Source organism: Micromonospora siamensis, assembly GCF_900090305.1.
In the GTDB taxonomy this organism is placed as follows: Bacteria; Actinomycetota; Actinomycetes; order Mycobacteriales; family Micromonosporaceae; genus Micromonospora; species Micromonospora siamensis.
On the sequence record NZ_LT607751.1, the window covers coordinates 2443229 to 2468563 of the forward strand.

The 25335-nt window shown below is 74.0% G+C and carries 24 protein-coding genes; 15 read left to right on the forward strand and 9 right to left on the reverse strand.

Annotation, left to right across the window (positions count from 1 at the left end; all coding sequences use genetic code 11):
* Nucleotides 1-5: 5 nt before the first annotated feature.
* Both GA0074704_RS11275 and GA0074704_RS11280 read right to left on the reverse strand, forming a co-directional pair.
* The gene (locus GA0074704_RS11275) at nucleotides 6-902 is read right to left on the reverse strand and encodes a carbohydrate kinase family protein (RefSeq protein ID WP_088970461.1); all 897 of its coding nucleotides are present in this window, start codon (nucleotides 900-902) and stop codon (nucleotides 6-8) included.
* Nucleotides 899-1831 carry a pseudouridine-5'-phosphate glycosidase gene (locus GA0074704_RS11280; protein ID WP_088970462.1) on the reverse strand — a complete coding sequence of 311 codons (933 nt, stop codon included), beginning with the start codon at nucleotides 1829-1831 and terminating at the stop codon, nucleotides 899-901. The genes GA0074704_RS11275 and GA0074704_RS11280 overlap by 4 nt, the downstream gene beginning before the upstream one ends.
* Nucleotides 1832-1924: 93 nt before the next feature.
* Between GA0074704_RS11280 and GA0074704_RS11285 the strand changes: the two genes are divergently transcribed.
* The 3 genes from GA0074704_RS11285 (at nucleotide 1925) to GA0074704_RS11295 (ending at nucleotide 4792) form a co-directional block, all read left to right on the forward strand.
* Nucleotides 1925-2149, forward strand: coding sequence for a DUF3039 domain-containing protein (locus GA0074704_RS11285; protein ID WP_172880513.1), 225 nt, complete (start codon nucleotides 1925-1927; stop codon nucleotides 2147-2149).
* Between the two features lie 40 nt (nucleotides 2150-2189).
* The gene (locus GA0074704_RS11290) at nucleotides 2190-2840 is read left to right on the forward strand and encodes a trimeric intracellular cation channel family protein (protein ID WP_088970464.1); all 651 of its coding nucleotides are present in this window, start codon (nucleotides 2190-2192) and stop codon (nucleotides 2838-2840) included.
* Between the two features lie 218 nt (nucleotides 2841-3058).
* Nucleotides 3059-4792: a DEAD/DEAH box helicase gene (locus tag GA0074704_RS11295; protein WP_088970465.1), complete on the forward strand. Its 1734-nt coding sequence runs from the start codon at nucleotides 3059-3061 to the stop codon at nucleotides 4790-4792.
* A gap of 432 nt (nucleotides 4793-5224) precedes the next feature.
* Here the strand turns inward: GA0074704_RS11295 and GA0074704_RS11300 are convergent, their stop codons facing one another.
* The gene (locus GA0074704_RS11300; RefSeq protein ID WP_073835435.1) at nucleotides 5225-5458 is read right to left on the reverse strand and encodes a DUF7455 domain-containing protein; all 234 of its coding nucleotides are present in this window, start codon (nucleotides 5456-5458) and stop codon (nucleotides 5225-5227) included.
* Nucleotides 5459-5702: 244 nt separating this feature from the next.
* On the reverse strand, nucleotides 5703-7301 hold the full coding sequence (locus GA0074704_RS11305; RefSeq protein WP_088970466.1) for an RNA polymerase sigma factor: 1599 nt from the start codon (nucleotides 7299-7301) through the stop codon (nucleotides 5703-5705).
* 288 nt (nucleotides 7302-7589) lie between these two features.
* Between GA0074704_RS11305 and GA0074704_RS11310 the strand changes: the two genes are divergently transcribed.
* The gene (locus tag GA0074704_RS11310; protein WP_088970467.1) at nucleotides 7590-8411 is read left to right on the forward strand and encodes an inositol monophosphatase family protein; all 822 of its coding nucleotides are present in this window, start codon (nucleotides 7590-7592) and stop codon (nucleotides 8409-8411) included.
* 42 nt (nucleotides 8412-8453) lie between these two features.
* Here the strand turns inward: GA0074704_RS11310 and GA0074704_RS11315 are convergent, their stop codons facing one another.
* A complete protein-coding gene (locus GA0074704_RS11315) occupies nucleotides 8454-8969 on the reverse strand; it encodes a LytR C-terminal domain-containing protein (protein WP_172880516.1) in 516 nt (171 codons plus the stop codon).
* Between the two features lie 435 nt (nucleotides 8970-9404).
* On the opposite strand from GA0074704_RS11315, the gene GA0074704_RS11320 reads away from it, so the two are divergent.
* Together GA0074704_RS11320 and GA0074704_RS11325 are read left to right on the forward strand one after the other, a co-directional pair.
* Entirely contained in the window at nucleotides 9405-9701 is a 297-nt protein-coding gene (locus GA0074704_RS11320) for a DUF4193 domain-containing protein (RefSeq protein ID WP_007075406.1), read from the forward strand.
* 368 nt (nucleotides 9702-10069) lie between these two features.
* Nucleotides 10070-10801, forward strand: a complete 732-nt coding sequence (locus tag GA0074704_RS11325; RefSeq protein ID WP_088973605.1) for a hypothetical protein — start codon at nucleotides 10070-10072, stop codon at nucleotides 10799-10801.
* 8 nt (nucleotides 10802-10809) lie between these two features.
* On the opposite strand, the gene GA0074704_RS11330 is transcribed toward GA0074704_RS11325, so the two are convergent.
* Nucleotides 10810-11298 carry a DUF3093 domain-containing protein gene (locus GA0074704_RS11330; RefSeq protein ID WP_088970469.1) on the reverse strand — a complete coding sequence of 163 codons (489 nt, stop codon included), beginning with the start codon at nucleotides 11296-11298 and terminating at the stop codon, nucleotides 10810-10812.
* Nucleotides 11299-11382: 84 nt separating this feature from the next.
* On the opposite strand from GA0074704_RS11330, the gene dut reads away from it, so the two are divergent.
* The 4 genes from dut (at nucleotide 11383) to GA0074704_RS11350 (ending at nucleotide 13837) form a co-directional block, all read left to right on the forward strand.
* Nucleotides 11383-11916 carry a dUTP diphosphatase gene (dut, locus tag GA0074704_RS11335; RefSeq protein WP_172880519.1) on the forward strand — a complete coding sequence of 178 codons (534 nt, stop codon included), beginning with the start codon at nucleotides 11383-11385 and terminating at the stop codon, nucleotides 11914-11916.
* 25 nt (nucleotides 11917-11941) lie between these two features.
* Entirely contained in the window at nucleotides 11942-12604 is a 663-nt protein-coding gene (locus tag GA0074704_RS11340) for a DUF3710 domain-containing protein (RefSeq protein WP_088970471.1), read from the forward strand.
* 137 nt (nucleotides 12605-12741) lie between these two features.
* Complete coding sequence (locus GA0074704_RS11345) at nucleotides 12742-13122, forward strand: OB-fold nucleic acid binding domain-containing protein (protein ID WP_088970472.1); 381 nt, start codon at nucleotides 12742-12744, stop codon at nucleotides 13120-13122.
* 31 nt (nucleotides 13123-13153) lie between these two features.
* Nucleotides 13154-13837 (forward strand): DUF3159 domain-containing protein, encoded by a 684-nt coding sequence (locus GA0074704_RS11350; protein WP_088970473.1) that lies wholly within the window; start codon nucleotides 13154-13156, stop codon nucleotides 13835-13837.
* A 58-nt stretch (nucleotides 13838-13895) separates the two neighbouring features.
* On the opposite strand, the gene GA0074704_RS11355 is transcribed toward GA0074704_RS11350, so the two are convergent.
* Together GA0074704_RS11355 and GA0074704_RS11360 are read right to left on the reverse strand one after the other, a co-directional pair.
* Nucleotides 13896-14585: a potassium channel family protein gene (locus GA0074704_RS11355; protein WP_088970474.1), complete on the reverse strand. Its 690-nt coding sequence runs from the start codon at nucleotides 14583-14585 to the stop codon at nucleotides 13896-13898.
* Nucleotides 14586-14588: 3 nt separating this feature from the next.
* Nucleotides 14589-15239, reverse strand: a complete 651-nt coding sequence (locus GA0074704_RS11360) for a potassium channel family protein (protein WP_088973606.1) — start codon at nucleotides 15237-15239, stop codon at nucleotides 14589-14591.
* Nucleotides 15240-15415: 176 nt separating this feature from the next.
* Between GA0074704_RS11360 and GA0074704_RS11365 the strand changes: the two genes are divergently transcribed.
* The 4 genes from GA0074704_RS11365 (at nucleotide 15416) to dxs (ending at nucleotide 21972) form a co-directional block, all read left to right on the forward strand.
* Entirely contained in the window at nucleotides 15416-17488 is a 2073-nt protein-coding gene (locus GA0074704_RS11365) for an APC family permease (RefSeq protein ID WP_088970475.1), read from the forward strand.
* A 68-nt stretch (nucleotides 17489-17556) separates the two neighbouring features.
* Nucleotides 17557-18762: a class I SAM-dependent RNA methyltransferase gene (locus GA0074704_RS11370; RefSeq protein WP_088973607.1), complete on the forward strand. Its 1206-nt coding sequence runs from the start codon at nucleotides 17557-17559 to the stop codon at nucleotides 18760-18762.
* A 38-nt stretch (nucleotides 18763-18800) separates the two neighbouring features.
* The gene (locus GA0074704_RS11375; protein ID WP_088970476.1) at nucleotides 18801-19961 is read left to right on the forward strand and encodes an anhydro-N-acetylmuramic acid kinase; all 1161 of its coding nucleotides are present in this window, start codon (nucleotides 18801-18803) and stop codon (nucleotides 19959-19961) included.
* 58 nt (nucleotides 19962-20019) lie between these two features.
* Nucleotides 20020-21972: a 1-deoxy-D-xylulose-5-phosphate synthase gene (dxs, locus tag GA0074704_RS11380; RefSeq protein ID WP_088970477.1), complete on the forward strand. Its 1953-nt coding sequence runs from the start codon at nucleotides 20020-20022 to the stop codon at nucleotides 21970-21972.
* A gap of 61 nt (nucleotides 21973-22033) precedes the next feature.
* On the opposite strand, the gene GA0074704_RS11385 is transcribed toward dxs, so the two are convergent.
* Complete coding sequence (locus tag GA0074704_RS11385) at nucleotides 22034-23227, reverse strand: hypothetical protein (RefSeq protein WP_088970478.1); 1194 nt, start codon at nucleotides 23225-23227, stop codon at nucleotides 22034-22036.
* Nucleotides 23228-23386: 159 nt separating this feature from the next.
* Between GA0074704_RS11385 and GA0074704_RS11390 the strand changes: the two genes are divergently transcribed.
* Entirely contained in the window at nucleotides 23387-25333 is a 1947-nt protein-coding gene (locus GA0074704_RS11390) for a glycosyltransferase family protein (protein ID WP_088970479.1), read from the forward strand.
* The last annotated feature ends 2 nt before the right edge of the window (nucleotides 25334-25335 follow it).

Sequence of the window (25335 nt, forward strand, 5' to 3'; positions counted from 1 at the left end):
CACCGTCACGGCGCCGGTCGGGCCCCGACCGCGCTGACCGCCATCGCGCCCAGGTCGCCGGCCCGGTCCAGCGCAGCCCGCGGGTCCGCCCCGGCGAGCCACGCGGTGAGCAGTCCGGCCGCGAAGGCGTCCCCGGCGCCGGTGACGTCGACCACCGCGACCCGCCGGGCCGGCGCCTGGACCAGCCGGCCGGCGCGGTCCAGCCAGAGCGCCCCGGCGGCGCCCCGCTTCACCACCACCGTCCGGGCCGTCGCCGACAGGGCCCGCGCCTGCGCCGCCGGGTCCAGCCCGCCGGCCAGCACCGTCGCTTCGTCCGTGTTGACCAGCAGCAGGTCGACGTCGCGTACCCAGGTCAGGAAGGCCGCGCCCGCGCGCCGCAGCGGCGCCGCGGACGCCGCGTCGACGCTGGTGGTGAGCCCCCGCTCGCGGGCCGCGGCCAGCGCCCGCAGGCCGGCGCCGCGCGACCCGGCGTCCAGCAGGGTGTACGCGGAAAGGTGCAGATGGGCGGCGTCGGGCGCGTCGGCCAGGGCCCGCTCCACGTGTGCGCCGTCCAGCCGCAGGTTCGCGCCCCGCTGGCTGGCCATGGTCCGCTCGCCGTCGGTGGTCAGCACGATCACCGTGCCGGTCGGGTAGCCCTCCTGCCGTTGCACGGCGCAGTCCACCCCGGCCTGCGCCAGCTCGGCGACCCGGTCGCGGCCGGCCTCGTCGTCACCGACCGCGCCGACCAGGGTCACCGGGGCGCCCTGCGCGGCGATCCAGGCGGCCGTGTTGGCCGCCTGCCCGCCGCCGCTGAACCGGATCCGCGCCGCCGTGTCCGAGCCGGCCACCAGCGGCCCGGAGAGCACCGCGACCACGTCGGTGATCACGTCGCCGACGACGACGATCCGCGACCCGCGGGTCATGCCGCGACGGCCCGGCGGCGGGCCGCGGCGACCGCGATCCGGGCGGCGAGGTCGGCGTTGCGCAGGATGATCCGGACGTTCACCGCCAGGCTCGCGCCCTCGGTGGCCGAATGGAAGTGGGCCAGCAGGAACGGGGTCACCGCCTTGCCGGTCACCCCGTCGCGCTCCAGCCGGGCCAGCCCCTCGGCCAGGGTGCGGTCGTGCAGCGCCGGGTCCAGCTGCTCGTCGGCCGGAAGCGGGTTGGCCACGATCAGCCCGCCGTCGTGCACACCCTGCTGCTCGCGGGCGGCCAGCACGTCCGCCACCTGTTCCGGGGAGTCGACCGACCAGTCCAGGTCGAAACCGGCGTCGGTCAGGTAGAAGCCCGGGAAGCGCCGGGTCCGGTAGCCCAGTACCCCGACGCCGAGGGTCTCCAGCCGCTCCAGGGTGGCGCCCACGTCGAGGATCGACTTCACCCCGGCGCAGACCACCGCGATCGGCGTGCGGGCCAGGGTGACCAGGTCGGCAGACTCGTCGAAGGTCTGCGCGGCCTCCCGGTGCACCCCGCCCAGGCCACCGGTGGCGAAGACGCCGATCCCGGCGGCGGCGGCCACCGCGCTGGTCGCGGCGACCGTGGTGGCGCCGTCCGCGCCGGTCGCGGCGGCCACCGCGAGATCGCGTACGGAGAGCTTCGCCACCCCGTCGGCGGTGGCGAGCCGGGTCAACTGGTCGTCGTCCAGGCCGACCACCAGCCGGCCGGCGACCATGCCGATGGTGGCCGGGACCGCGCCGGCGGCGCGTACCGCCTGCTCGATCTCGCGGGCCACCCGCAGGTTGTCCGGCCGGGGCAGGCCGTGCGAGACGATGGTGCTCTCCAGGGCGACGACGGGCCGGCCGTCGCGCAGGGCGGCGGCCACCTCGGCGCCGTGACTGATGTGAAAGTTGGTCACCTCCGTTACCGTACGGCCCGCCGCGCGGTACGGCCTGCGGTGGACCCCGGTCTGCGGGCCTGTCAGACTGGAACGTTGTCAGAGCGTGGAGGTGTGACAGTGAGCACAGAGGTTCTCGAGCGTCCCGAGGTGAAGGACGCCGACACCGGTCCGGAGATGTTCCACTACGTCCGCAAGGACAAGATCGCCGAGAGTGCCGTGATGGGCACCTTCGTCGAGGCGCTCTGCGGAGAGAAGTTCCCGGTGACCAAGGCCGCCAAGCCGGGTTCCCCGGTCTGCCCGAAGTGCAAGGAGATCTACGACTCCTGGGCCGCCTGATCCCGGTCCGGCCGGTTCGGCCGCGCCGTACCCTGCGGCGGTGAACACCTCCACCGCCCTGCTCTTCGCCGATCTCACCGGGGTGGCCGTCTTCGCCGCCTCCGGGGCCTCCGCGGCGGTGGCCAAACGGCTCGACATCTTCGGCGTCGTCTTCGTCGGAGTGGTCGCCGCGCTCGGTGGCGGCATCTTCCGGGACCTGGTCATCGACGAGGTGCCCCCGCTGGCCTTCGGCGACTGGCGGTACGCGGTGACCGCCGCCGCCACCGCCACCGCGGTCTTCTGGCTGCACCCCCAGCTCGCCCGGTTGCGCACCACCGTGCTGGTGCTCGACGCGGCCGGTCTCGGGCTGTTCACCGTCACCGGCACCCTCAAGGCGCTCGACGCGCACGTGCCCGCGGTCGGCGCCTGCATGATCGGCATGCTCACCGCGATCGGCGGCGGGTTGGGCCGTGACCTGCTCACCGGGGAGATCCCGGTGGTGCTGCGGCGGGAGATCTACGCGGTGGCCGCGCTCGCCGGCTCGATCGCGGTGGCGCTGCTGAACGTCGCCGGCCTGGCCAACGCCGCCTGGCTCACCGGCGCCGCCGTGCTGGTCTTCGCGCTGCGGCTGGTGGCGCTGCGGCGGCGCTGGTCCGCCCCGGTACCGGCGATGCGCCCGCCCCGCACCGGCGTACGCGGCCCGCAGGGCTGAACCGCCGCACCGGTCCGTCTGCCGCACCTGGCTCCGGTCCGGGGTCGGGCGGGGGTGGCGGATGTGACGGGCGTGGCGTCGGGTGGGGCGACGGGGCCCGGCTGGTTATGCTGAGTCGGCCTTCGCGGCAGCTACTGCGCGGAGGCGTTTTCATGGGCGGCGGTACCCGTGGCCCTCGGCCGGGGTCCGCCTTCGTGCGGTCGGAGAGGAGCCTTCGCGTGGCAGCCCGGACGCCGGCGCTCGAGACGTTTCCGGCACTACGCGCGTGGCAGCGCAAGGCGCTGGTGGAATACCTGCGCCGCCGGACCGATGACTTCACCGCGGTCGCCACGCCGGGCGCGGGCAAGACCACCTTCGCCCTGCGGATCGCCGCCGAGCTGCTCGCCGACGGCACCGTCGAGGCGGTCACCGTGGTCGCCCCGACCGAGCACCTGAAGACCCAGTGGGCGCAGGCCGCCGCCCGGGTCGGCGTCCAGCTCGACTCCGCGTTCCGCAACGCCGACCTGCACTCCTCCGCCGACTTCCACGGCGCGGTGGTGACCTACGCCCAGGTCGGCATGGCCCCGCAGGTGCACCGCCGGCGCACCATGACCCGGCGCACCCTGGTCGTCCTCGACGAGATCCACCACGCCGGCGACTCCCGGACCTGGGGCGACGGCGTCAAGGCCGCCTTCGAGCCCGCCGTACGCCGGCTGATGCTCACCGGCACGCCGTTCCGCTCCGACGACAACCCGATCCCGTTCGTCAGCTACGAGCGGGGCGGGGACGGGCTGCTCCGCTCCCGCGCCGACTCCGTCTACGGCTACTCCGACGCGCTGCGCGACGGCGTGGTCCGGCCGGTGCTCTTCCTGGCGTACTCGGGGGAGACCCGGTGGCGCACCAACGCCGGTGACGAACTGGCCGCCCGGCTGGGTGAGCCGATGACCCAGGACCTCATCGCGCAGGCCTGGCGTACCGCGCTGGACCCGGCCGGCGACTGGATGCCCCAGGTGCTCCGCGCCGCCGACGCCCGGCTGACCGTGCTGCGCGAGAACGGCATGCCCGACGCCGGCGGCCTGGTGATCGCCACCGACCAGCAGGTGGCCCGCGCGTACGCGAAGCTGATCGAGCAGCTCACCGGCGAGAAGGCCGCGGTGGTGCTCTCCGACGACCAGGGCGCGTCCGCGCGGATCGCGACGTTCGCGGCCTCCGAGCAGCGTTGGCTGGTCGCGGTCCGGATGGTCTCCGAGGGCGTCGACATCCCCCGGCTGGCCGTCGGTGTCTACGCGACCAGCGCGAGCACCCCGCTCTACTTCGCCCAGGCGATCGGCCGTTTCGTCCGGGCCCGCCGGCCCGGGGAGACCGCCTCGGTCTTCCTACCCAGCGTGCCGCACCTGCTCGGGCTGGCCAGCGAGATGGAGGCCGAGCGGGACCACGTGCTCGGCAAGCCGAAGGACCGCGAGGGCTTCGACGACGACCTGCTGGAACGCGCCCAGCGCGACGACCAGGCCAGCGGGGAGCTGGAGAAGCGCTTCGCGGCGCTCTCCGCCACCGCCGAGCTGGACCAGGTGATCTTCGACGGCGCGTCCTTCGGCACGGCCGCCCAGGCCGGCACGCCGGAGGAGGAGGAATACCTGGGCCTGCCCGGCCTGCTCACCGCCGATCAGGTCTCGCTGCTGCTGACCAAGCGCCAGGCCGACCAGCTGGCCGCCCAGCGCCGCCGGGCGGCCGCGCAGCCCGTCGAGACGGCCCCTGCGGCCTCCGCGGCGCCGCCGGCACCGATGAGCGCCGCCCAGCGTCGGGTGGCCCTCAGGCGCCAGCTGAACGCCCTGGTGGCCGCCCGGCACCACCGCACCGGACAGCCGCACGGCAAGATCCACGCGGAGCTGCGGCGGTTGTGCGGGGGGCCGCCCAGCGCCCAGGCGACCATCGAACAGCTCGAGGAACGCATCGCCACCGTCCAGACCCTCTGAGCCGACGTTCGCCAGGTCGTGGCGTTCCGGGCTTCGACAGGGCCGGGTTGCGGCGGGTCGCCCTGTCCGGTTGGTCGGGCCGGGCCGAGTTGGGGCCCGTGCTCGCCCCCCGCTGCGGATCGTGCCCGGCCCGGCCCTTCTGGTGCCTACAGACTTGAGAGCACCGGTGACTCACCCGGCGGGAAGCGCGTGCCCCCGCGGGAGACGGTGTCCGCCGGTGCGTCAGGTCGCCGATATCGGGGTCCCCCGCAGGCCCCCGGGGACCCGGTCGGATCCGGCCCGCGCCTCCGCTGAGTCGTCCACGCTCTCAAGTCTGTAGGCGGCCCGACCGATGTCCGCACCCGGTCGATCCTCGGCCATCTGGAAAAAGCCGACCGGAGGGCCCTGGTGGGCGCCTCCGGTCGGCTTTGTCGTCGGGTTGCGGTTATGAATTCAGTTCGCCATCAGATCGGCGCCACGCCAGCTGAACTCCGGGTCCGTCGCGTACCGCACGGTGATCTTCACGAGATCCTCCGCGTACTTGTTCGCGTGGTGCCCGCAGAACACCAGTTCGCTTCCACCAGCCAGAGTGATCCGGAGCTTGCCGGCAGCATTGCAGCGGTCGCACCGTTCATCGGCGGCCGGGGGGCTCACCGTCTCGGGCGGCGGCGTGAGGGTCGGGGTCATCGCCTTCCTCCTCTGGTCGTCACCGATGAACAATCTCTTCGGTCGTTGCTCACCTATCCTGCAACACCCACGAGGGGTGCTGCCTTCCCTGAGTGCCCGCGGGGGACCGAGGTCACACATGGCAGGCACAGTGTGCCGTGCACCAAGGGTGCCACGTCAACGATCACATTCGTGCAACCGGCCGGTCACCATGCGGTGTTGCACGCCAGGTGATCAAAGCGACACGGCCGGTTGACGAATTCGATCAGTCCAGGTAGTCGCGCAGCACCTGTGAACGGGACGGGTGGCGCAGCTTCGACATCGTCTTGGACTCGATCTGCCGGATCCGCTCCCGGGTCACGCCGTACACCTGGCCGATCTCGTCCAGGGTGCGCGGTTGGCCGTCGGTCAGGCCGAACCGCAGCCGGACCACCCCCGCCTCCCGCTCGGAGAGGGTCTGCAGCACCTGCTGGAGCTGGTCCTGCAGCAGCGAGAAGGAGACTGCGTCGACCGCCACGACGGCCTCCGAGTCCTCGATGAAGTCACCGAGCTGGCTGTCGCCCTCGTCGCCGATGGTCTGGTCCAGCGAGATGGGCTCCCGGGCGTACTGCTGGATCTCCAGCACCTTCTCCGGTGTGATGTCCATCTCCTTGGCCAGCTCCTCCGGGGTGGGCTCGCGGCCCAGGTCCTGGAGCAGCTCGCGCTGGATGCGACCGAGCTTGTTGATCACCTCGACCATGTGCACCGGGATGCGGATGGTGCGGGCCTGGTCGGCCATGGCGCGGGTGATGGCCTGCCGGATCCACCAGGTGGCGTACGTGGAGAACTTGTAGCCCTTGGTGTAGTCGAACTTCTCGACCGCGCGGATCAGGCCCAGGTTGCCCTCCTGGATCAGGTCCAGGAACGCCATGCCGCGGCCCGTGTACCGCTTGGCCAGCGAGACCACCAGGCGGAGGTTGGCCTCCAGCAGGTGGTTCTTGGCCCGCTCGCCGTCGCGGGAGATCCAGCCGAGGTCCCGCTGCATCTCGCGGGTGAGCTTCTCCTCGCCCTCGTCGGCGGCGCGCAGCCGCTCGGCGGCGTAGAGGCCGGCCTCGATCCGCTTGGCGAGCTCGACCTCCTGCTCGGCGTTGAGCAGCGGCACCTTGCCGATCTGCTTGAGGTAGGCCCGGACGGAGTCCGCGGAGGCGGTCAGCTCGGCGTCGCGACGCGCCTGCTTGAGCGCCTCGGACTCCTCGTCGTCCCACTCGAAGTCGTTGTCGGTGGCCGACGCGGCGGCGTCGGTCGCGGCGGCCCGGGCCAGCTCGGCCGGCTCCTCGACCACCACGTCCTCGATCTCGGCGGCCAGCTCCTCCGGGTCGATGTCGCCCTCGGCGCCCTCGCCCTTGGCGGCCTTGGTCCCGGCCGCCTTGGCCGCCACGGTCGCCTTGGTGGCCCGGGTGGCCTTCGTCGCCTTGGCCGGCGCGGCGGCCTTCGCGGCCACCTCGGCCGTGGTGCCCGCGGCCTTGCGCGGAGCCGCCTTGCGGACCGCCGCCGGAGTCGCCTCCTCGGCGGCGGGCGCCTGCTTCGGGGCCGGCGCCGCGGCCTTCTTGGTGGTCTTGGCGGTGGTGGCCCGGGACGCCGGAGTAGCCGAGCGGGCGGCGGCGACCCGGCGGCGGGTGCTCGCCGAGCCGTCCACGACCACGGTCACGCCCGCTTCCGAGAGCGCCCGCAGGATCTTCTTGGCCTGGGCCGGAGTCACCTCGGCGGACTCGACGGTGCGCGCGAGCTGAGCCGACGTCAGCTGCCCGCCCGCGCTCTGCGCGTGGGCGATCAGGGTGTCGGTGAGCGAGCGAACGTCGGCGCCGTTCTGGCGGGGTTCTGTCACGAATGACCTTCCGGAGGCGAAGAGCGAGCACGGCCGGGTCGTCCGGCGCAGCGCGGGACACCGTGCCGGGCGATGTGGTTGAGGGACCCCCGTGTCCCGGGCCGGCCGGTCGTTGGCGGTCCGTGGCGCGTGGGCAGGGGTGAATTGTAACGCCGTCTGCCGCGATCATCCTGCGCCGCACGGCGTACCGGCGGTCGGGACCGCCGATTCGGCGCAGATGTGGACTTTGTAAGGATGATACTCGCGCGCGGCGGGGGAGGTCCCACTCGTGCGGGAAGGGGACGAACCATGAGCCGTTCGGCGCCGTCGTCGGAGGAACTGCTGCGGATCGCCGTGGCGGTGGCGCGGGAGGCCGCGGCCACCGCGTACCGGATGCGGGCCGAGGGGGTCTCGGTGGCCGCGACGAAGAGCACCGCCACCGACGTGGTCACCGCCGCCGACCGGGCGGTGGAGCGGCAGGTCCTCGACGCGCTGCGCCGGCTGCGCCCCGACGACGCGGTGCTCGGCGAGGAGTACGGCGAGGGCGACGCCGGCGCGGCCGGCTCCGACGGCGTGCGCTGGATCGTCGACCCGATCGACGGCACGGTCAACTACCTGTACGGGCTGCCCAACAGCGCGGTCTCGCTGGCAGCGGAGGTCGCCGGCACGGTGGTCGCCGGGGTGGTCCGCAACATCACCACCGGCGAGGAGTGGACCGCCACGTCCGGCGGCGGCGCCCACCGGGACGGCGTCCGCCTGCGCTGCTCCACCGAGACCGATCTGGGGCAGGCGCTGGTCGCCACCGGGTTCGGCTACGCCGCCGAGCGGCGGGCGCACCAGGCCCGGGTGCTGGGCGGGCTGATCGAGCACGTCCGGGACATCCGCCGGTTCGGGGCGGCCGCCATCGATCTCTGCCTGGCCGCCGAGGGGCGGGTCGACGCGTACTACGAGAAGGGGCTCGCCGCCTGGGACCTGGCCGCTGGCGGGCTGGTCGCCACCGAGGCGGGGTTGCGGGTGGCCGGCCTCGGTGGTCGGGCGGCCGGACCGGACCTGGTGCTGGCGGCGCCGCCGGCCCTGTTCGGGCCGCTGCACGAGCGGCTCGCGGACCTGGACGCCTCCGGCGGCCCCTGAGGGCGAGCGGCCCGGACCGGCGGGCCGTGCCCGAAGGGCGGACTACTTGTCGGCGGGCATCGGGCAGGTGCCGTCGGGCAGGTCCGGGGTGCCCAGGTCGCCCAGCGCCTGGTTGACCTCGGTGGTGGTGGCCAGCTGCTGGAACTGGCTGCCGAGGATCACGTCCACCGTGTCGTCCTTGCGCTTGATGTCCCAGCTCAACTTCACGTTGTCCAGGAAGTACGCCCGCAGGAGCTGCGCGGAGCCGACGCCCTTGGGGCCGTACCGCAGGACCGCCACGCCGTCGAGCCGCTGCTTGGCGTTGTCGACCTTCTTGATCTGGAACTTGCGGTAGCGGAAGTCGTCCGCCACCTCGGCGGCCTGGCCGGGCGTGCTGGTCGCGTTGAAGACGTTGATCTTGATGTCCTTCTGCTCGCGCAGGCGCAGGTCCGCCAGGGGCCAGCCGTCCGGGCAGCTCTGGGCGCTGACGGCGTTGCCCTGCGAGTCCCGGACCACGGCCACGACCACGACGACCAGGGCGGCGACCGCCAGCAGGCCGACGACAACGAGTGCTCGCACTCGCGCAAAGCTCATCTGGGGGCTCCCGGGCGATGGGTGGGTGGCGGCGGCCGTCGGCGGTCGGGCCGCCCCGCCGGCCGTCGAGTACGCCGCTGAGGTTAACGGGTGTCCGGCCGTCGCGTGGAAACAGCCGGACATGCCGGCGCGCCAACCGGGAACCAGGTACTACTACCCCTATCTTCGTGTCGCCTGAGTCACATTGGGAACAACTTCCGGCGCAGGGGCGTACATCTCTGCCGCGAGGGCGGTATACATGCCTCGCCCGAGGGGGAGGTAAGGTACCGCGCTCGCCGGAGGCGTTTCTCTGGCGGCCCCGGTCCGGCCGGCAGCCGGGTCGGGAGACCGACACAAATGGTGGCCGGCCAGCGGAACCGAAACAGTGTCGTCCGGCGTTACAACCGGAAGCGACCATATCGATATGGGAGAGTGAAACCGATGGCCACCGACTACGACGCCCCGCGTCGCGACGAGGTCGACCTCGGCGAGGACAGCCTGGAAGAGCTCAAGGCCCGGCGGGTCGACTCACAGTCGGGCGCCGTGGACGTCGACGAGGCCGAGGTTGCCGAGAGCTTCGAGCTGCCCGGCGCTGACCTGGCCGACGAGGAGCTCACGGTCAAGGTGCTACCGATGCAGCAGGACGAGTTCCGGTGTGCGCGCTGCTTCCTGGTGCACCACCGCAGCCAGCTGGCGGTCGAGCGCAATGGCGAGCTGATCTGCCGAGAGTGCGTCTGATCACGACGCGAGTCACGAGCGGCGGCCTCCGGGACGGGGCCGCCGCTGTTCGACCCCACCGACGCCGACGGCGGGGAACCGCCTGACGCGGATCAGGTGGTTTCCGCGTCGCCGGAACCGGGGAGTTCGAACGCCATGAGCGGACCGATGACCGTGTCCGGCGCGCCCCGGGCGTACGCCGGCACCGGACGGAACGGGGTGGCGGCGTGAAGTGGCGCAGCGGGCGGGACGACAAGTCGGCCGGTGACCACCGGGACGACGCCGATCCCGCGGCCCACCGTGCCGCCGGTGACCTGTCGGTGAGCGACGACGTCGTCGCGAGCCGGCCCGGCGTCGGGGTCGACCGGGACGAACCGGCCGGCCGTGAGCTGGCCGCCCGGGACGAGCTGGGGGAGACCGTGGCGGCGCTGACCGCCGACGACCTCGCCCCGGCCCGCCGTCGTCAGCTGCTCACCCGGCTGGTCGGGGAGACCCGTGCCCGCGGGGTCGCCGACCTGTTCAAGCCGAAGGCCGCGCTGCGCTGGATGACCGACACCGTCGCCGACGTCGCGCCGCACGTTCCGGTCCGTGACCTCGCCACCCTGCGCCGGCACTTCCCCGGCCTGGACGACGAGGAGCTGGCCGAGCGGCTCGTCCGCAACGCCGCCCGGGCCACCGCCGGGGTGGGCGCGGCCGGTGGCGGCGTGGCCGCCGTCGAGTGGGTGGCCACCCCGACCCTGCTCTCCGCGCCGGTGCTGCTGGCCGCCGAGACCGTCGTGGTGGTGGCGATCGAGCTGAAGCTCATCGGCGAGCTGCACGAGATCTACCGGATTCCGATCCCCGCCACGGGCACCCAGCGCGCGGTCGCCCTGGTCCAGTCCTGGGCCGGCCAGCGGGGGATCAACCCGATGACGCCCGGCGTGGGGGTGAGTGCCGTGCTCGGCACCGCCGCCCGCAAGGAGCTGCGGGACACCCTGCTCAAGCGATTCGGCCGCAACCTGACCACCCTCGGACCGTTCCTGACCGGCGCCGCCGTGGCCGGCTACCTCAACCGACGCTCCACGCTTGCGCTGGCCGGCCAGCTCCGCGGCGACCTGCGCCGCCGCCGCGGCAAGCGCTGAGCCGCCGGTCAGGCCGGGCCGCGGGCCCGCAGGATCGCCTCGGCCAGCGCCACCGGGTGGCGGGAGCTGACCACCCAGAACGGCGTGGGGTCGGCCGGGTCGTCGAGCACCACCTGCACGGCGCCGCCGATCCAGGGCCGCTGCACCACGAAGGCGAGCGGGTCGGCCCCGACGCCCAGCACCTCCCGGCGGCCGGCCGCGTCCAACGGGACGGCGTCGGCGACGAACCGGACCGGCAGCCGCGCGTCGTCGACCAGCAGCTCCCCGTCGCGTACCGCGACCCGGATCCGGCCCAGCCACCACAGGGCGGCGGCGGTCGCCGGCAGCAGCACCGCGAAGGGCAGCCAGGCGCGTACGCCCGCGCCGCCCAGCCACACCTCGGCGGCGAGCAGGGCGGCGACGGCCAGCCCGGCCAGCGCGTACCACCAGGGCAGCCGGAGCTTCTCGGAGTATTCGACGGCGGCGTTGGCGGGCGTCGGCGACGGGGACACGCTCACGGTTCGAGGGTACGGCGCACGGCCGCCCGTCGATTCGGCAGGATGTCAGGGGCAGCGAGTGGAACCGGACGGAAGAGGAAGATCGTGACGGACGTCGTACCCGTACCGGTGCGGCAGCTCGACCCGGAGCTGCCGTTGCCGGCGTACGCCCATCCCGGTGACGCCGGGGCCGACCTGGTCGCCGCCGCCGACGTGGAGCTGCCGCCCGGCGGACGCGCGCTGGTGCCGACCGGCGTGGCGCTGGCCCTCCCGGAGGGGTACGTCGGGCTGGTCCACCCCCGGTCCGGACTCGCGGCCAGGCTCGGCGTGACCGTGCTCAACGCGCCCGGTACGGTCGACGCCGGCTACCGGGGTGAGATCCTGGTCAACCTGATCAACCATGATCGGGTCGCCCCGGCGCGGATCGCCCGCGGTGACCGGATCGCGCAGCTCGTCGTCCAGCAGGTGGCGCGGGCGCAGTTCCGGCCGGTGGCCGAGCTGCCCGACACGCCGCGCGGTTCGGGCGGGCACGGTTCGACCGGCGGCCACGCCGGGCTGACGCCGTACCCGACCGGGGCGGAGGGCCGGCGCGCCGACCCGGATCGGGCCGGCGGGTTGACGGAAGAGGTGGCAGGGTGAGTGTGAACAGCGGAGGGTGGGCGCAGTGATCTTCTCCCGAAAGCGGGACAACGGCCGGGACGAGCGGGGCACCGAGGTCCTGGGGACCTCCGCGGCGGACGAGCCGGCGGTGCCGGCCCGCGGGCCGTACGACGCCTCCGAGGCGCCGGCCGACATGCCCCGGCTCGACCTGGGCAGCCTCCAGATCCCGGCGGTGCCCGAGGTCGAGGTGCGCGTGCAGGCCGACCCGCAGGGCGTGATCCAGCAGGTGGTGCTGGTGCACGGCGACAACGCCCTGCAGCTCGGTGTCTTCGCCGCCCCGCGCAGCGAGGGCATCTGGGACGAGGTGCGCGAGGAGATCCGCCAGTCGCTGTTCAACGACGGCGCCGCCGCCCAGGAGGTCCAGGGCGAGTACGGCACCGAGTTGCAGGCCCGGGTGCGTACCCCGGACGGCATCACCGACCTGCGGTTCGTCGGCGTCGACGGGCCGCGCTGGATGGTCCGCGGCGTCTACCAGGGCCGCGCGGCGACCGACCCGTCGGCGGCCGGGCCGCTGGCGGTCTGCCTGGACGGCCTGGTGGTCGACCGGGGTCACGAGGCGAAGCCGGTCCGCGAGCCGCTGCCGTTGCGGCTGCCCCGGGAGGTCGCCGACCAGGCCACCTCGGCGGACGACACGGCCGCCGAGGGCGGCGCGCCCCGCGAGGTCTGACCCGGTAACGCCGGTCCCGGCCACACCGTTCCGCCGGAACCGGACCCGTCGGCGTACGCTGGCGGGACGGTTCCGGCGCACCGGGGCCGGCCGGTGCCGGCGTGGCCGGTCAGCGTGGAGAGGGTGACGCGGAGGTCATGACGACCGACGGAGGTCGGGTGTCGCTGCGGCGCATCCTGCAACGGCTCACCGCGAGCGAGGCCGAGATCGAGGCGCAGGAACTGCAACGGGAGAGCGTCGAGTCCGGCGGCATGCCGGCCCGGCAGTGTTCCCGGGGTCAGGTCGTCTGCGTCAGCGGTCGACTGCGTACCGTGGTCTACACTCCCCGGACGAACCTGCCCACCCTCGAGGCCGACCTGTACGACGGCAGCGACGTGGTCACCCTGGTCTGGCTGGGCCGGCGGCACATCGCCGGGATCGAGCCGGGCCGGCACCTGACCGCCCGCGGCCGGGTGGCCGTACGGGACGAGCGCAAGGTCATCTACAACCCGCACTACGAGCTGGAGTCGCCGAAGTGACGACGCGGACGCGGCGGACGGAGGACCCACGATGACCGCCGGAGCCCAGCGGCCGACGCAGCCGGCGACCGGCGTGCCCGACGAGGAGCCGCTGCCCACCCTGGCCGAGCAGATGGCCGACCAGCTGGGCGGCTGGCGGGGGCTGGTCGAGTCCAGCATCCCGGTGGTCGTCTTCGTGCTCGCCAACGTGATCGGCGAGCTGCGCCCCGCGGTGCTCGCCTCGGTCGGGGTGGCGCTGGTGATCGCCGTGGTGCGGCTGGTCCAGCGGCGGCCGGTCCGGCACGCCGTCAACGGGCTGTTCGGCGTCGCGATCGGTGCGGCCATCGCCTGGCGCACCGGTGACGAGCGGGACTTCTACCTCCCCGGCATCCTCTACGGCATCGGCTACGGCCTGGCGCTGCTGCTCTCCGCGCTGCTGCGGCAGCCGCTGGTCGGCTGGATCTGGTCGGTGCTGGTGGCCAAGGGGCGCTCCGAGTGGCGGGACGACCCCCGGCTGGTGCGCACCTTCACCCAGCTCACCGTGCTCTGGGGCGTGGTCTGGCTGGCCAAGGTCGGGGTGCAGGCCGCGCTCTACCTGGCGCAGCAGGACACCGCGCTGGGCATCGCCCGGCTGGCCCTGGGCTACCCGCCGTACGCCCTGCTGCTGCTGATCACCGTCTGGACGGTGCGCCGGGTGACCCGGGAGCCGGCGCCGGACCCGCTGCCCGGCGCCTGACGGCCCGCCCGGCCCGCCGAACGCGTGCCGGGCCTTGCTCAGCCCGCGCCGGGCCCGCTCAGCCCGCGCCGCGGGTGCGTTCGACGCTGTCCGGGCCGAGGATCACCGCGCGGACCTCGTCCTCCACCTCGGCGGTGCAGACGAAGACCAGCTCGTCGCCGGCCTCGATCGGGTCGTCCGGGCTGGGTACCAGCACCCGCTTGCCGCGCAGGATCGCCACCAGGGCGGCGTCGCGGGGGATCGGCACCTGGTGGATCGGCTGCCCCACGTAGGGCGCGGTGGGTGGCAGGGTGATCTCGACCAGGTTCGCCTCGCCCTGCCGGAAGGTCATCAACCGGACCAGGTCGCCGACGGTGACCGCCTCCTCGACCAGCGCGGCCATCACCCGCGGCTTGCTGACCGCGACGTCGACCCCCCACTGCTCGGTGAAGAGCCACTCGTTCTCCGCGCGGTTCACCCGGGCCACCACCCGGGGCACCGCGAACTCGGTCTTGGCCAGCAGCGACACCACGAGGTTGACCTTGTCGTCGCCGGTCGCGGCGACCACCACGTCGCAGCCGGAGACGTTCGCCTCCTCCAGGCTGGCCAGCTCGCACGCGTCGGCCAGCACCCAGTCGGCGGCCGGCACCCGGTCCGGCCGGAGCATCTTGGGCTGGCGCTCGATGAGCATCACCTGGTGCCCGTTGTCGATCAGCTCCTGGGCGATCGACCGGCCCACGTTGCCGGCGCCCGCGATGGCGATCCGCATGGCTCAGTGCCCTCCTTCCGGCGGCGTCGCCGCCACCGACGTGACCGCCGCGGTGATGTCGTCGGTCACCAGCATGAAGATCTGGTCACCCTCCTGCACGACCGTGGAGGCGATGGGCAGGGTGCCGATGCCGAAGCGGATCAGGTAGGCCACCCGGGCGCCCGCCGCGTCCTCCAGGGCACGCAGCGGCCGGCCGATCCAGTCCTTGTGCACCGGCACTTCCATGATCGACACGGTGCTGGTCGGGTCGCGGAAGATCTCCACGTTCCCCTCGGGCACCAGGTGCCGCAGCATCCGGTCGGCGGTCCACCGCACGGTGGCCACCGTGGGGATGCCCAGCCGCTCGTAGACCTGCGCCCGGCGCTGGTCGTAGATCCGGGCGGCGACCCGGGAGACGCCGAACGTCTCGCGGGCCAGCCGGGCCGAGATGATGTTGGAGTTGTCGCCGCTGGAGACCGCCGCGAAGGCGTCGGCCCGCTCGATGCCCGCCTGGCGCAGCACCTCGCCGTCGAAGCCGGCGCCGGTGACCGTGATCCCGGCGAAGTCGGGGCCCAGCCGGCGGAACGCGTCGGCGTCCTGGTCGATCACCGCCACCGAGTGCCCCCGGGACTCCAGGCTGTGGGCCAGGGTCGACCCGACCCGGCCACAGCCCATGATCACGACATGCGCGGTGTCCTCCCAAGGTGCGCGCCCGACGCTGCGGGCGGTGCATCTTTCGAGCCTGCCACGTCCCCGGCGTGAACGGGGGACCGACCGTACCGCGTCCCGTCCGCCCACGGTGATCAGGCACCCCCACCACCGGGCGGGCGGTGGTCGTACTCTTGGCGCTTGTGGCCAGACCCACCTCACTGCTGAAGCGGCTCCTCGTCGGTCGACCGTTCCGGTCCGACCGGCTCCAGCACACCCTCCTGCCGAAGCGCATCGCGCTGCCGGTGTTCGCCTCGGACGCCCTCTCCAGCGTGGCGTACGCCCCGGACGAGATCCTGCTGACCCTCTCCATCGCGGGCGCGTCGGCGTACCTGTTCTCGCCGTGGATCGCGCTGGCCGTGGTGGTGGTGATGCTCACGGTCGTCGCCAGCTACCGGCAGAACGTGCACGCCTACCCCTCCGGCGGCGGCGACTACGAGGTGGCCACGGTCAACCTCGGTCCACGCGCCGGCCTGGCGGTGGGCAGCGCGCTGCTGGTCGACTACGTGCTCACGGTGGCGGTGTCGGTCTCCTCCGGGGTGGCCAACCTGGGTTCGGTGGTGCCCTTCGTCGCCACCCACAAGGTGCCGGTCGCGGTCGCCGCGGTGGCGCTGCTCACCGCGATGAACCTGCGTGGGCTGCGGGAGTCGGGGACCGCGTTCGCCATCCCCACCTACGGCTTCATCATCGTGATGGTCGGGATGATCCTCACCGGCCTGTTCCGGGTCTTCGTCCTCGGTGACGACCTGACCGCGCCGAGCGCCGGCCTGGAGATCCAGGCCGAGCACAGCGTGACCGGTTTCGCGCTGGTCTTCCTGCTGCTGCGGACCTTCTCCTCCGGCTGCGCCGCGCTGACCGGCGTGGAGGCGATCTCCAACGGGGTGCCCGCGTTCAAGGCGCCGAAGTCCCGCAACGCGGCCACCACGCTGCTGCTGCTCGGCAGCATCGCGGTGGGCATGCTGGTCGGCATCATCTGGCTGGCCCGGCTCACCGGACTGCAGTTCGTCGAGGACCCGAGCACGCAGATCCTCTCCGGCCCCGAGGGGTACGTGCAGAAGACCGTCACCACCCAGCTCGGCGAGACGGTCTTCGGCTCCGGCTCGGCGCTGCTCTTCGTGGTCGCCGGGATGACCGCGCTGATCCTCTTCCTGGCCGCGAACACCGCGTTCAACGGCTTCCCGGTGCTCGGCTCGATCCTGGCCCAGGACCGCTACCTGCCCCGGCAGTTCCACACCCGGGGCGACCGGCTGGCCTTCTCCAACGGCATCGTCTTCCTGGCCAGCTTCGCGATCGTGCTGATCGTCGGCTTCCAGGCCGAGGTGACCCGGCTGATCCAGCTCTACATCGTCGGGGTGTTCGTCTCGTTCACCCTCTCCCAGGCCGGCATGATCCGGCACTGGAACCGGCACCTGCGTACCGAGCGGGACCCGGAGGCCCGGCGGCGGATGGTGCGGTCCCGGGCCATCAACGCCTTCGGCATGGCCATGACCGGCATCGTGCTGGTCATCGTGCTGCTCACCAAGTTCCTGCTCGGCGCGTGGATCGCGATCGCCGCGATGGCGGTGATCTACCTGTTGATGCTGGCCATCCGGCGGCACTACGACCGGGTCGCCGCCGAGCTGGAGCCGACCGAGGTGCGCGGCGTGCTGCCCGCCCGCAACCACGCCATCGTGCTGGTCAGCAAGCTGCACCAGCCGACGCTGCGGGCCATCGCGTACGCCCGGGCCACCCGCCCCGACACGCTGACCGCGGTGACCGTCAACGTCGACGAGAAGGACACCCGGGACCTGCAGGCGGACTGGGAACGCCGCGAGCTGCCGGTGCCGCTGACCGTGGTCGACTCCCCGTACCGGGAGATCACCCGCCCGATCCTGAACTTCGTGGCCTCGGTCCGCCGGGAGTCGCCCCGCGACGTGGTCACCGTCTTCATCCCCGAGTACGTCGTCGGCCGCTGGTGGGAGAACCTGTTGCACAACCAGAGCGCGCTGCGCCTCAAGGGCCGGCTGCTGTTCGAACCGGGCGTGATGGTGACCAGCGTGCCGTGGCAGCTCGCCTCCACCGCCGGCAAGAACCTGGACCGGCTGGACGCCACGCTGACCCGCGGGCCGGCCCGTGGGCCGCGGGTGGCGCCGCGCAGCACCCTGCCGCCGAGCGTGCCGCCGGTGGTCTCCGCGCCGCCCGGCGAGAGCGGCGCGGGCACGGGGGAGTCCCGGTGACCGCCGCGACCGGCGGCTCCGGCGTGACCCGACCCTCGGCCGCCGGGCCGGAGGCCGACGGGCGGCGGGTGCTGGAGGAGGCCGAGCGGGTCGAGTTGACCGTCGACGCGGTCGCCCCGGGCGGGCACTGCGTCGCCCGGGTCGACGGGCAGGTGGTCTTCGTCCGGCACGCGCTGCCCGGTGAGCGGGTGGTCGCCGAGATCACCGAGCTGCACCGCGGGTTCGCCCGGGCCGACGCCGTCGAGGTGCTCGACGCCTCCCCGGACCGGGTGGTTCCGCCCTGCCCGTACGCGAAGCCGGGCGCGTGCGGGGGTTGCGACCTCCAGCACGTCGCCCCCGCCGCCCAGCTGACCTGGAAGGCCACGGTGGTGCGCGAGCAGCTGACCCGGCTGGCCGGCCTCACCGACGCCGAGGTGGACGCGCTGGGCGTGGCCGTCGAGGCGCTGCCCGGCGGCCCGCTGGGCTGGCGGTCCCGGGTCCGGTACGCGGTCGACGCCGCCGGCCGGGCCGGCCTGCTCAAGCACCGCTCGCACGAGGTGGTGCCGATCGACCGCTGCCGGATCGCCCACCCGGCGATCCAGGAGCTGCCGGTGCTGGGCACGCCCTGGCCGGACGCGGACGCCGTGGAGACGGTGGCCTCCACCGGTGGCGACGTGAGTGTCACCGCCGTCGACAAGGGGGTCGCCAGCCTGTTCAGCGGACCGGAGACGGTCGGCGAGCGGGCGGCCGGGCGGGACTGGACGCTGCCCGCGTCCGGCTTCTGGCAGGTGCATCCGGCCGCGGCGGACACCCTCGTGGGCGCGGTGCTGGAGCTGCTCGACCCGAAGCCGGGGGAGCGCGCCTGGGACCTGTACGGCGGCGCGGGCCTCTTCGCCGCCGCGCTGGCCGGCCGGGTCGGCGACGCCCGGGTCACCCTGGTCGAGTCCGCCGCCGACGGGGTGGCGGCGGCCCGGGAGAACCTGGCCGACCTGCCCCGGGTGGAGGTGGTGGCCGCCCGGGTGGAGACCGCTCTCGCCCGCCGGCGGGTGACCGGCCCGGTGGAGCTGGTGGTGCTGGACCCGCCGCGCTCCGGCGCGGGCGCGCGGGTGGTCCATGACGTGCTGGCCGCTGGGCCGCGCGCGGTGGCGTATGTGGCCTGCGACCCGGCCGCCTTCGCCCGGGACGTCCGCACCTTCACCGGGGCCGGCTGGCGGCTGGCGGCGCTGCGCGGCTACGACCTGTTCCCGATGACCCAGCACGTCGAGCTGGTCGGCCTCTTCCTGCCGCCGGCCTGAGCCTTCTGTTGCCGGGCGCAGCTGGTTAGCCTGGCCCGGTGAAGATCGTCGGGTTGATGTCCGGGACGTCGTACGACGGGGTGGACGTGGTGGCGGCCGAGTTCACCCGGGCCGGCCAGACGCTGCGGATGCGCCCGCTGGGGCACCGGGAGCTGGGCTACGACGACGAGCTGCGGTCGGCGATCGGCGCGCTGCTGCCCCCGGCGGCCACCACGATCGAGGCGGTCTGCCGGCTGGACAACCGGCTCGGCGAGGTCTTCGCCGAGGCGGCGGCGCTCGGCGTCGAGCTGGCCGGCGGGCAGGCCGACGCGGTGGTGTCGCCCGGGCAGACCGTCTTCCACTGGGTCGACGCCGGGACGGTCCGGGGCACCCTCCAGCTGGGTGCGCCGGCCCGGTTGGCGGCGCGGGTGGGCGTACCCGTGCTGTCGGACCTGCGGTCGGCGGACGTGGCGGCCGGCGGGCAGGGCGCGCCGCTGGTGCCGGCCTTCGACGCCCTGCTGCTCGACGCGGCCGACGGGCCGCGGGCGGCGCTCAACCTGGGCGGCATCGCCAACCTCACCGTGGTCGCGCCGGAGGCGCCGGTCCTCGGGTACGACGTGGGCCCGGCCAACGCGCTGCTCGACGCCGCCGCCCGGAAGCTGCTGGACCGGCCGTGCGACACCGACGGGGCCCGGGCGGCCGCCGGCCGGGTGCACCCCGCACTGCTGGCGCTGCTGCTGGCCGAGCCGTACTACGCGGCGGCGCCACCCAAGTCCACCGGCAAGGAGCTGTTCCACGCCGGCTACCTGGACGCGAAGCTGGCCGCGCTCGGCGAGCCGGTGGCCGCCGACGACGTGCTGGCCACGCTGACCGAGCTGACCGCGGCGACGGTGGCCGCCGAGTGCGACCGGCACCGGGTGACCGAGGTGGTGGCCGCCGGCGGCGGGGTGCGCAATCCCACACTCACCGGCCGGCTGGCCGCGCTGGGGGCCGGCCGGTGGCGGCTGCGCACCACCGACGAGCTGGGCGTACCGGCCCAGGCGAAGGAGGCGTACGCGTTCGCCCTGCTGGGCTGGCTCTCCTGGCACGGACTGCCGGGGGCGCTGCCCTCGGTGACCGGGGCCGCGCGGGCCGCCGTGCTGGGCTCCTGGACCCCTTCCGGGCCGTCCCGGGCGGCCGAGCCACCCGTCCCGCCGCGCCGGCTGGTGGTGTCGGGCTGACCTGCGGTGCCGCACGGCCGAGCTGCGGAGTGTCGGACGGCCGATAGACTCTCCGGTCATGAGTGTTGAAGAGGGCACGGCCAACCACGGTCGGCTGCTGGACACCGTTCGTGGCCCCCAGGACGTCAAGCGGATGTCGGGGGAGCAGCTGGACATCCTCGCCGCCGAGATCCGTGACTTCCTGATCGCGAAGGTCTCCCGCACCGGCGGGCACGTCGGCCCGAACCTGGGCGTGGTGGAGCTCACCCTGGCCATGCACCGGGTGTTCGACTCCCCGCGGGACCGCCTCCTGTTCGACACCGGCCACCAGGCGTACGTGCACAAGATCGTCACCGGGCGGCAGGGCGGCTTCGACAAGCTGCGCCAGCGTGGCGGCATCTCGGGCTACCCGAGTCAGGCCGAGAGCGAGCACGACCTGATCGAGAACTCGCACGCCTCCACCGCCCTGTCCTACGCCGACGGCCTGGCCAAGGCGTACGCGCTGCGCGGCGAGCAGCGCGCCGTGGTGGCCGTGGTCGGCGACGGCGCGCTCACCGGCGGCATGTGCTGGGAGGCGCTGAACAACATCGCCACCTCCGGCAACCCCCTCGTCATCGTGGTCAACGACAACGGCCGGTCCTACTCGCCGACCATCGGCGGCCTCGCCGACCACCTGTCGTCGCTGCGGCTCAACCCCGGCTACGAGAAGGTGCTCGACACCGTCAAGGACGCGCTCGGCAACACCCCGTTCGTCGGCAAGCCGATGTACGAGGTGCTGCACGCGGTCAAGAAGGGCATCAAGGACGCGGTCGCCCCGCAGGCCATGTTCGAGGACCTGGGCATCAAGTACGTCGGGCCGGTCGACGGCCACGACGTCGCCGCCGTCGAGTCGGCGCTGCGCGCCGCCAAGAACTTCGGCGGCCCGGTGATCGTGCACGCGGTCACCCGCAAGGGCTACGGCTACCGCGCCGCCGAGGAGGACGAGGCGGACCGCCTGCACGGCCCGGGCGGCGCGTTCGACATCGAGACCGGCAAGCTGCTCGCCGCCCCGTCGGTGAAGTGGACCCACGTCTTCGCCGACGAGCTGGTGGCCATCGCCGACGAGCGCCCCGACGTGGTGGGCATCACCGCCGCGATGGCCGAGCCGACCGGCATCGCCACCCTGGCCCGCAAGCACCCCGAGCGGGTGTACGACGTGGGCATCGCCGAGCAGCACGCCGCCACCTCGGCGGCCGGCCTGGCGATGGGTGGCCTGCACCCGGTGGTCGCCGTCTACGCCACCTTCCTCAACCGCGCCTTCGACCAGGTGCTGCTGGACGTGGCGATGCACAAGCTGCCGGTCACCTTCGTGCTGGACCGGGCCGGCATCACCGGTCCCGACGGGCCCAGCCACTACGGCATCTGGGACATGTCCGTCTTCGGGGTGGTCCCCGGCCTGCGGATCGCGGCCCCGCGTGACGCGGCGACGCTGCGGGAGGAGCTGCGGGAGGCGGTGGCCGTCGACGACGGCCCCACCATCGTCCGGTTCCCGACCGGCGCCGTCGCCGCCGACCTGCCCGCGCTGCGCCGGGTCGGCCCGGTGGACGTGCTCGCCGAGTCGGCCCGTACCGACGTGCTGCTGGTGGCCGTGGGCTCCTTCGGCCAGCTCGGCATGGAGGTCGCCGCCCGGGTCGCCGAGCAGGGCTACGGCGTGACCGTGGTCGACCCGCGGTGGGTCCGCCCGGTCCCGGCCGAGCTGGTCGAGCTGGCCGCCGGGCACCGCCTGGTGGTCACCGTCGAGGACGGCGTCCGGGTCGGCGGGGTGGGCGACGCGCTCGCCCAGGCGATGCGGGACGCCGACGTCCGGGTGCCGCTGAAGGACCTGGGTGTGCCGGCCGACTGGCACCCGCACGGCACCCGCGCGCAGATCCTGACCGACCTGCGGCTCACCGCTCAGGACGTGGCCCGGGACGTGACCGGCTGGGTCTCCGGCCTGGACGCGCAGCCGATCGAGCCCGCCGACCAGCCCGACGGGGCCGCGGCCCAGAACTGACGTACGGCGAGAGGGACGGCCCGGGGATCCCCGGGCCGTCCCTCTGCGTGTCTGCGAGCGGTCAGCGACCGCCGACCGAGCGCTGGTACGTCTTGCCGGAGCCGGTCAGCCGGAAGGTCTGCCGGTCGGCGGCCTGCGGCACCACCACCAGCCCCGGCCGGTCCACCAGCCGCGGGGTGCCAGGTGGCACCGCCAGCGGGGCGTCCAGGTCGGCCTGCCAGGTCAGCACCACCAGCGGGTGGCCCGGCACCGGCAGCACGTACGCCTGTAGCGGGTTGGACCGGTCGGCCCGGGACAGGATCTGCTCGCCGCCGCCCGGTGCCCGGTAGCGCACCGCGCTCATCTCGCCGTGGCCGGTCCGCCAGACCAGCCGGGTCAGCCGGCCCGCGTGGCGACCGTCCGGGGCGACCGGGCCGAGCGCGCGTTCGGTCAGCTCCGCCAGCGGCCAGGACTCGGGCACCGACGCCGGCGCGTCCCGGTCGCCGATCCGGCGGGGGACGCTGCCGAACGGCCCGTCCCTGCCGGCCAGCAGGCAGGTGTCCAACCCGGTGAGGGCCTGCCCGCCGGAGCCGGTCTCGTCGCGGACCAGCGGGTAGCGCGGGTCGGTGGTGGCGGTGCCCAGGTCGAGCAGCCGGTCGGCGGCCCGGCCCTGGGGCAGGGTGGCGGTCGCCCGCAGCGTCGCGGTGACTCCGACGGCGCGGCAGGCCGGAACGTCGACCGGTTCGCTGAGCCCGTCGGCGACGGCCAGCGGCCGGCCGTCCGGCCCGAGCAGCCGCTCGACCCGGGCGGAGGTGAGGTAGCGCCGGCCCGCGTCGGAGCGCACCGGCAGCACGTCGGCGTAGACCAGGTAGCCGGGGTCGGTGTACTCGCTGGCCCGGCGGACCGCGTACCGGTCGCCGTCGCGGCCGAGCTGCAGCAGCCAGGAGGCGCCCTCACCGGGCACGTCGGCGGCGACCAGCGCGACCGGCTCGCCGTCCACCTCGCCGGACCAGAGGATGCCGGAGGAGGACAGGTGGGCCCGGTCGTCCTCGGGGGAGCGCCAGCGGCGTACCGCCTCGGTGACCTCGGCGGTGGCGGTGGGGTCGCCGGCGAGGGTGCCGCGGGCCGGCCACACCTTCAGCTTGCCGTCCAGGCTGTCGTACCCGACGGGGAGGTCTTCGGGCTTGAGGTCGGCGACCGGGCCGCAGCCGGCGGCGGTGAGCAGCAGGGTGAGCAGCGCGGTGGCGATGGTGCCGCGCCGGCGGGCTGGAGCCACCTGTACGCCCCCGAATTCACGTCGCGGTCGGTGTCGAGGGCCCATGGTACGAGACGTCCGTCGGGCAGGACCGGTTAGCGGAGCCGGGTATCGTTCGTAACACAAGTGACACCCGTGAGCATTCGCGAAGTATTTCCACCCCGGTAGACTCCGCAAACTGTGACGTCTACTGACCTACGTGGCGAATCCCCGCCGGCCGTCGACGCCCGACACGTCGAATCGCACGCCGTTGCAGCCACACTGGTCGATGCCACAGCGCCGCTCGGCGACCTCCGGCCCGCGCCGCCGACCGCCCCGGCGCCGGTCGAGGCGACCCCGTCGCCGGCACCCGCTCCCCGCCCCCGACGCCGCCCGGACCGCCGGGACCTGGCCGTGTACGGCCTCTTCCTGCTGACCGCCCTCTGGGTCACCAGCCGCATCTGGGCCGACCCGGCCGGTCGGGTGGCGTCGCTCTACAGTAGCGACCCGGCCCAGGTGCAGTTCTTCCTCGCCCACTCGGTACGCGTGGTGCTGCACGGCGAATTCCCGTTCTACACCGACCAGTTCAACTATCCGGACGGCGTGAACCTGATGGCCAACACGGCCATCCTGGCGCTCGGCATCCCGATGGTGCCGGTCACCCTCCTGTTCGGACCGGCGGTCTCCTTCGTGACGCTGGTGACCCTGGGCCTGGCCGGCACCGCGGCCGCGTGGTACCACGTGCTCTCCCGGCACGTCCTGCGCCACCGGCCGGCCGCCCTGGTCGCCGGCTGGTTCTGCGGCTTCTCCCCGGCGATGCTCGCCCACGCCAACTGGCACCCGAACATCATCTCCCAGTTCCTGCTGCCCTTCCTGGTGTGGCGGGCGCTGGTGCTCACCCGCACCACCCGCCCGGTACGCGACGGCGCGCTGCTGGCCCTGCTGGTCACCGTCCAGGCCTTCATCAACGAGGAGATCCTGCTCTTCACCGCCCTGGGCATCGGGGTCTTCCTGCTCGCCATGCTGGCCCAGCAGCCGGCCCGGTGGCGGTCGGCGTGGCGTCCGCTCGGCGCCGGGCTGGCGGTCTGCGCGGCGCTCGCCGGGGCACTGCTGGCGTACCCGCTGTACGTGCAGTTCGCCGGGCCGATGGCGTACCACGGGCTCAGCGACGCGGTCCGCGACTACGGCAACGACCTCGCCGCCTTCGTCACCCCCGGCTCGGCCACCCTCGGCGGCAACCAGCGGGCCAACGCCAACCTGGCCCCGAACTACTCCGAGGAGAACGCCTTCTTCGGCTGGGGCCTGACCCTGATCGCGGTCGGCATCGTGGTCTGGCTGCGCCGGGAGCCGCTGGTCCGGGCGCTCGCCGCGACCGGCCTGTTCTTCGCCGTGCTCTCCCTCGGCGAACGGGTCTCCTGGTGGGACCGGGACCTGGTCACCGGCCCGTGGCAGCTGCTGGTCCGGCTGCCGCTGCTGGACGCCGTGGTGCCCACCCGGTTCGGCATGATCACCAGCGTGGTGGTGGGCGTGCTGCTGGCCCTGGCCGTACGGCGGGCCCTCGCGCTGCGGCTCCCGGACCGGCGCACGGTGCGTACCCTCACCAGCGCGGTGCTGGCCGTCGCCCTGCTGCCGATCGCGCCCATGCCGTTGCAGGTCGTCTCCCGCCCGGCGGTGCCGGAGTTCATCACCTCCGGCCGCTGGCGGCCCTACGTCGGGGCCGAGCAGACCCTGGTGCCGGTCCCGGTGCCCAGCATGGGCAACACCAACGGGATGCGCTGGGCGGCCTCGGCCAACCTCGACTTCAAGATCCCCGGCGGCTACTTCCTCGCCCCGCGCAACGGCAACACCGGCGACCCCGGCCAGTTCGGTGGCCGGCCCAGCGGATTCGGTGACCTGTTGCAGCGGGTGTCGAAGACCGGCCGGGCGGACCGGCTGGACGAGCGGCAGCGCCGCCGCAGCCTGGACGAGCTGCGGCACTGGCGGGCGGCCGTGCTGGTGCTGCCGGTCGGCCAGCCGAACGCCGAGCCGCTGCGGCGCACCGTCGAGCAGGTGGCCGGGCCCGGCCGGCGCGAGCTGGACGTGTGGGTGTGGGACGTCCGCCGGCTGACCGAGCCGCGCGGCCCGCGGCCCCGGGCCACCGCCCGCTGATC

What these genes read in the sequence shown, in the direction of transcription:
- GA0074704_RS11275 (WP_088970461.1), bottom strand. Translation starts at nt 902, where the DNA reads ATGACCCGCGGGTCGCGGATCGTCGTCGTCGGCGACGTGATCACCGAC.
- GA0074704_RS11300 (WP_073835435.1), bottom strand. Translation starts at nt 5,458, where the DNA reads ATGACCCCGACCCTCACGCCGCCGCCCGAGACGGTGAGCCCCCCGGCC.
- GA0074704_RS11310 (WP_088970467.1), top strand. Translation starts at nt 7,590, where the DNA reads ATGAGCCGTTCGGCGCCGTCGTCGGAGGAACTGCTGCGGATCGCCGTG.
- GA0074704_RS11320 (WP_007075406.1), top strand. Translation starts at nt 9,405, where the DNA reads ATGGCCACCGACTACGACGCCCCGCGTCGCGACGAGGTCGACCTCGGC.
- GA0074704_RS11345 (WP_088970472.1), top strand. Translation starts at nt 12,742, where the DNA reads ATGACGACCGACGGAGGTCGGGTGTCGCTGCGGCGCATCCTGCAACGG.
- GA0074704_RS11350 (WP_088970473.1), top strand. Translation starts at nt 13,154, where the DNA reads ATGACCGCCGGAGCCCAGCGGCCGACGCAGCCGGCGACCGGCGTGCCC.
- GA0074704_RS11355 (WP_088970474.1), bottom strand. Translation starts at nt 14,585, where the DNA reads ATGCGGATCGCCATCGCGGGCGCCGGCAACGTGGGCCGGTCGATCGCC.
- GA0074704_RS11360 (WP_088973606.1), bottom strand. Translation starts at nt 15,239, where the DNA reads ATGGGCTGTGGCCGGGTCGGGTCGACCCTGGCCCACAGCCTGGAGTCC.
- dxs (WP_088970477.1), top strand. Translation starts at nt 20,020, where the DNA reads ATGAGTGTTGAAGAGGGCACGGCCAACCACGGTCGGCTGCTGGACACC.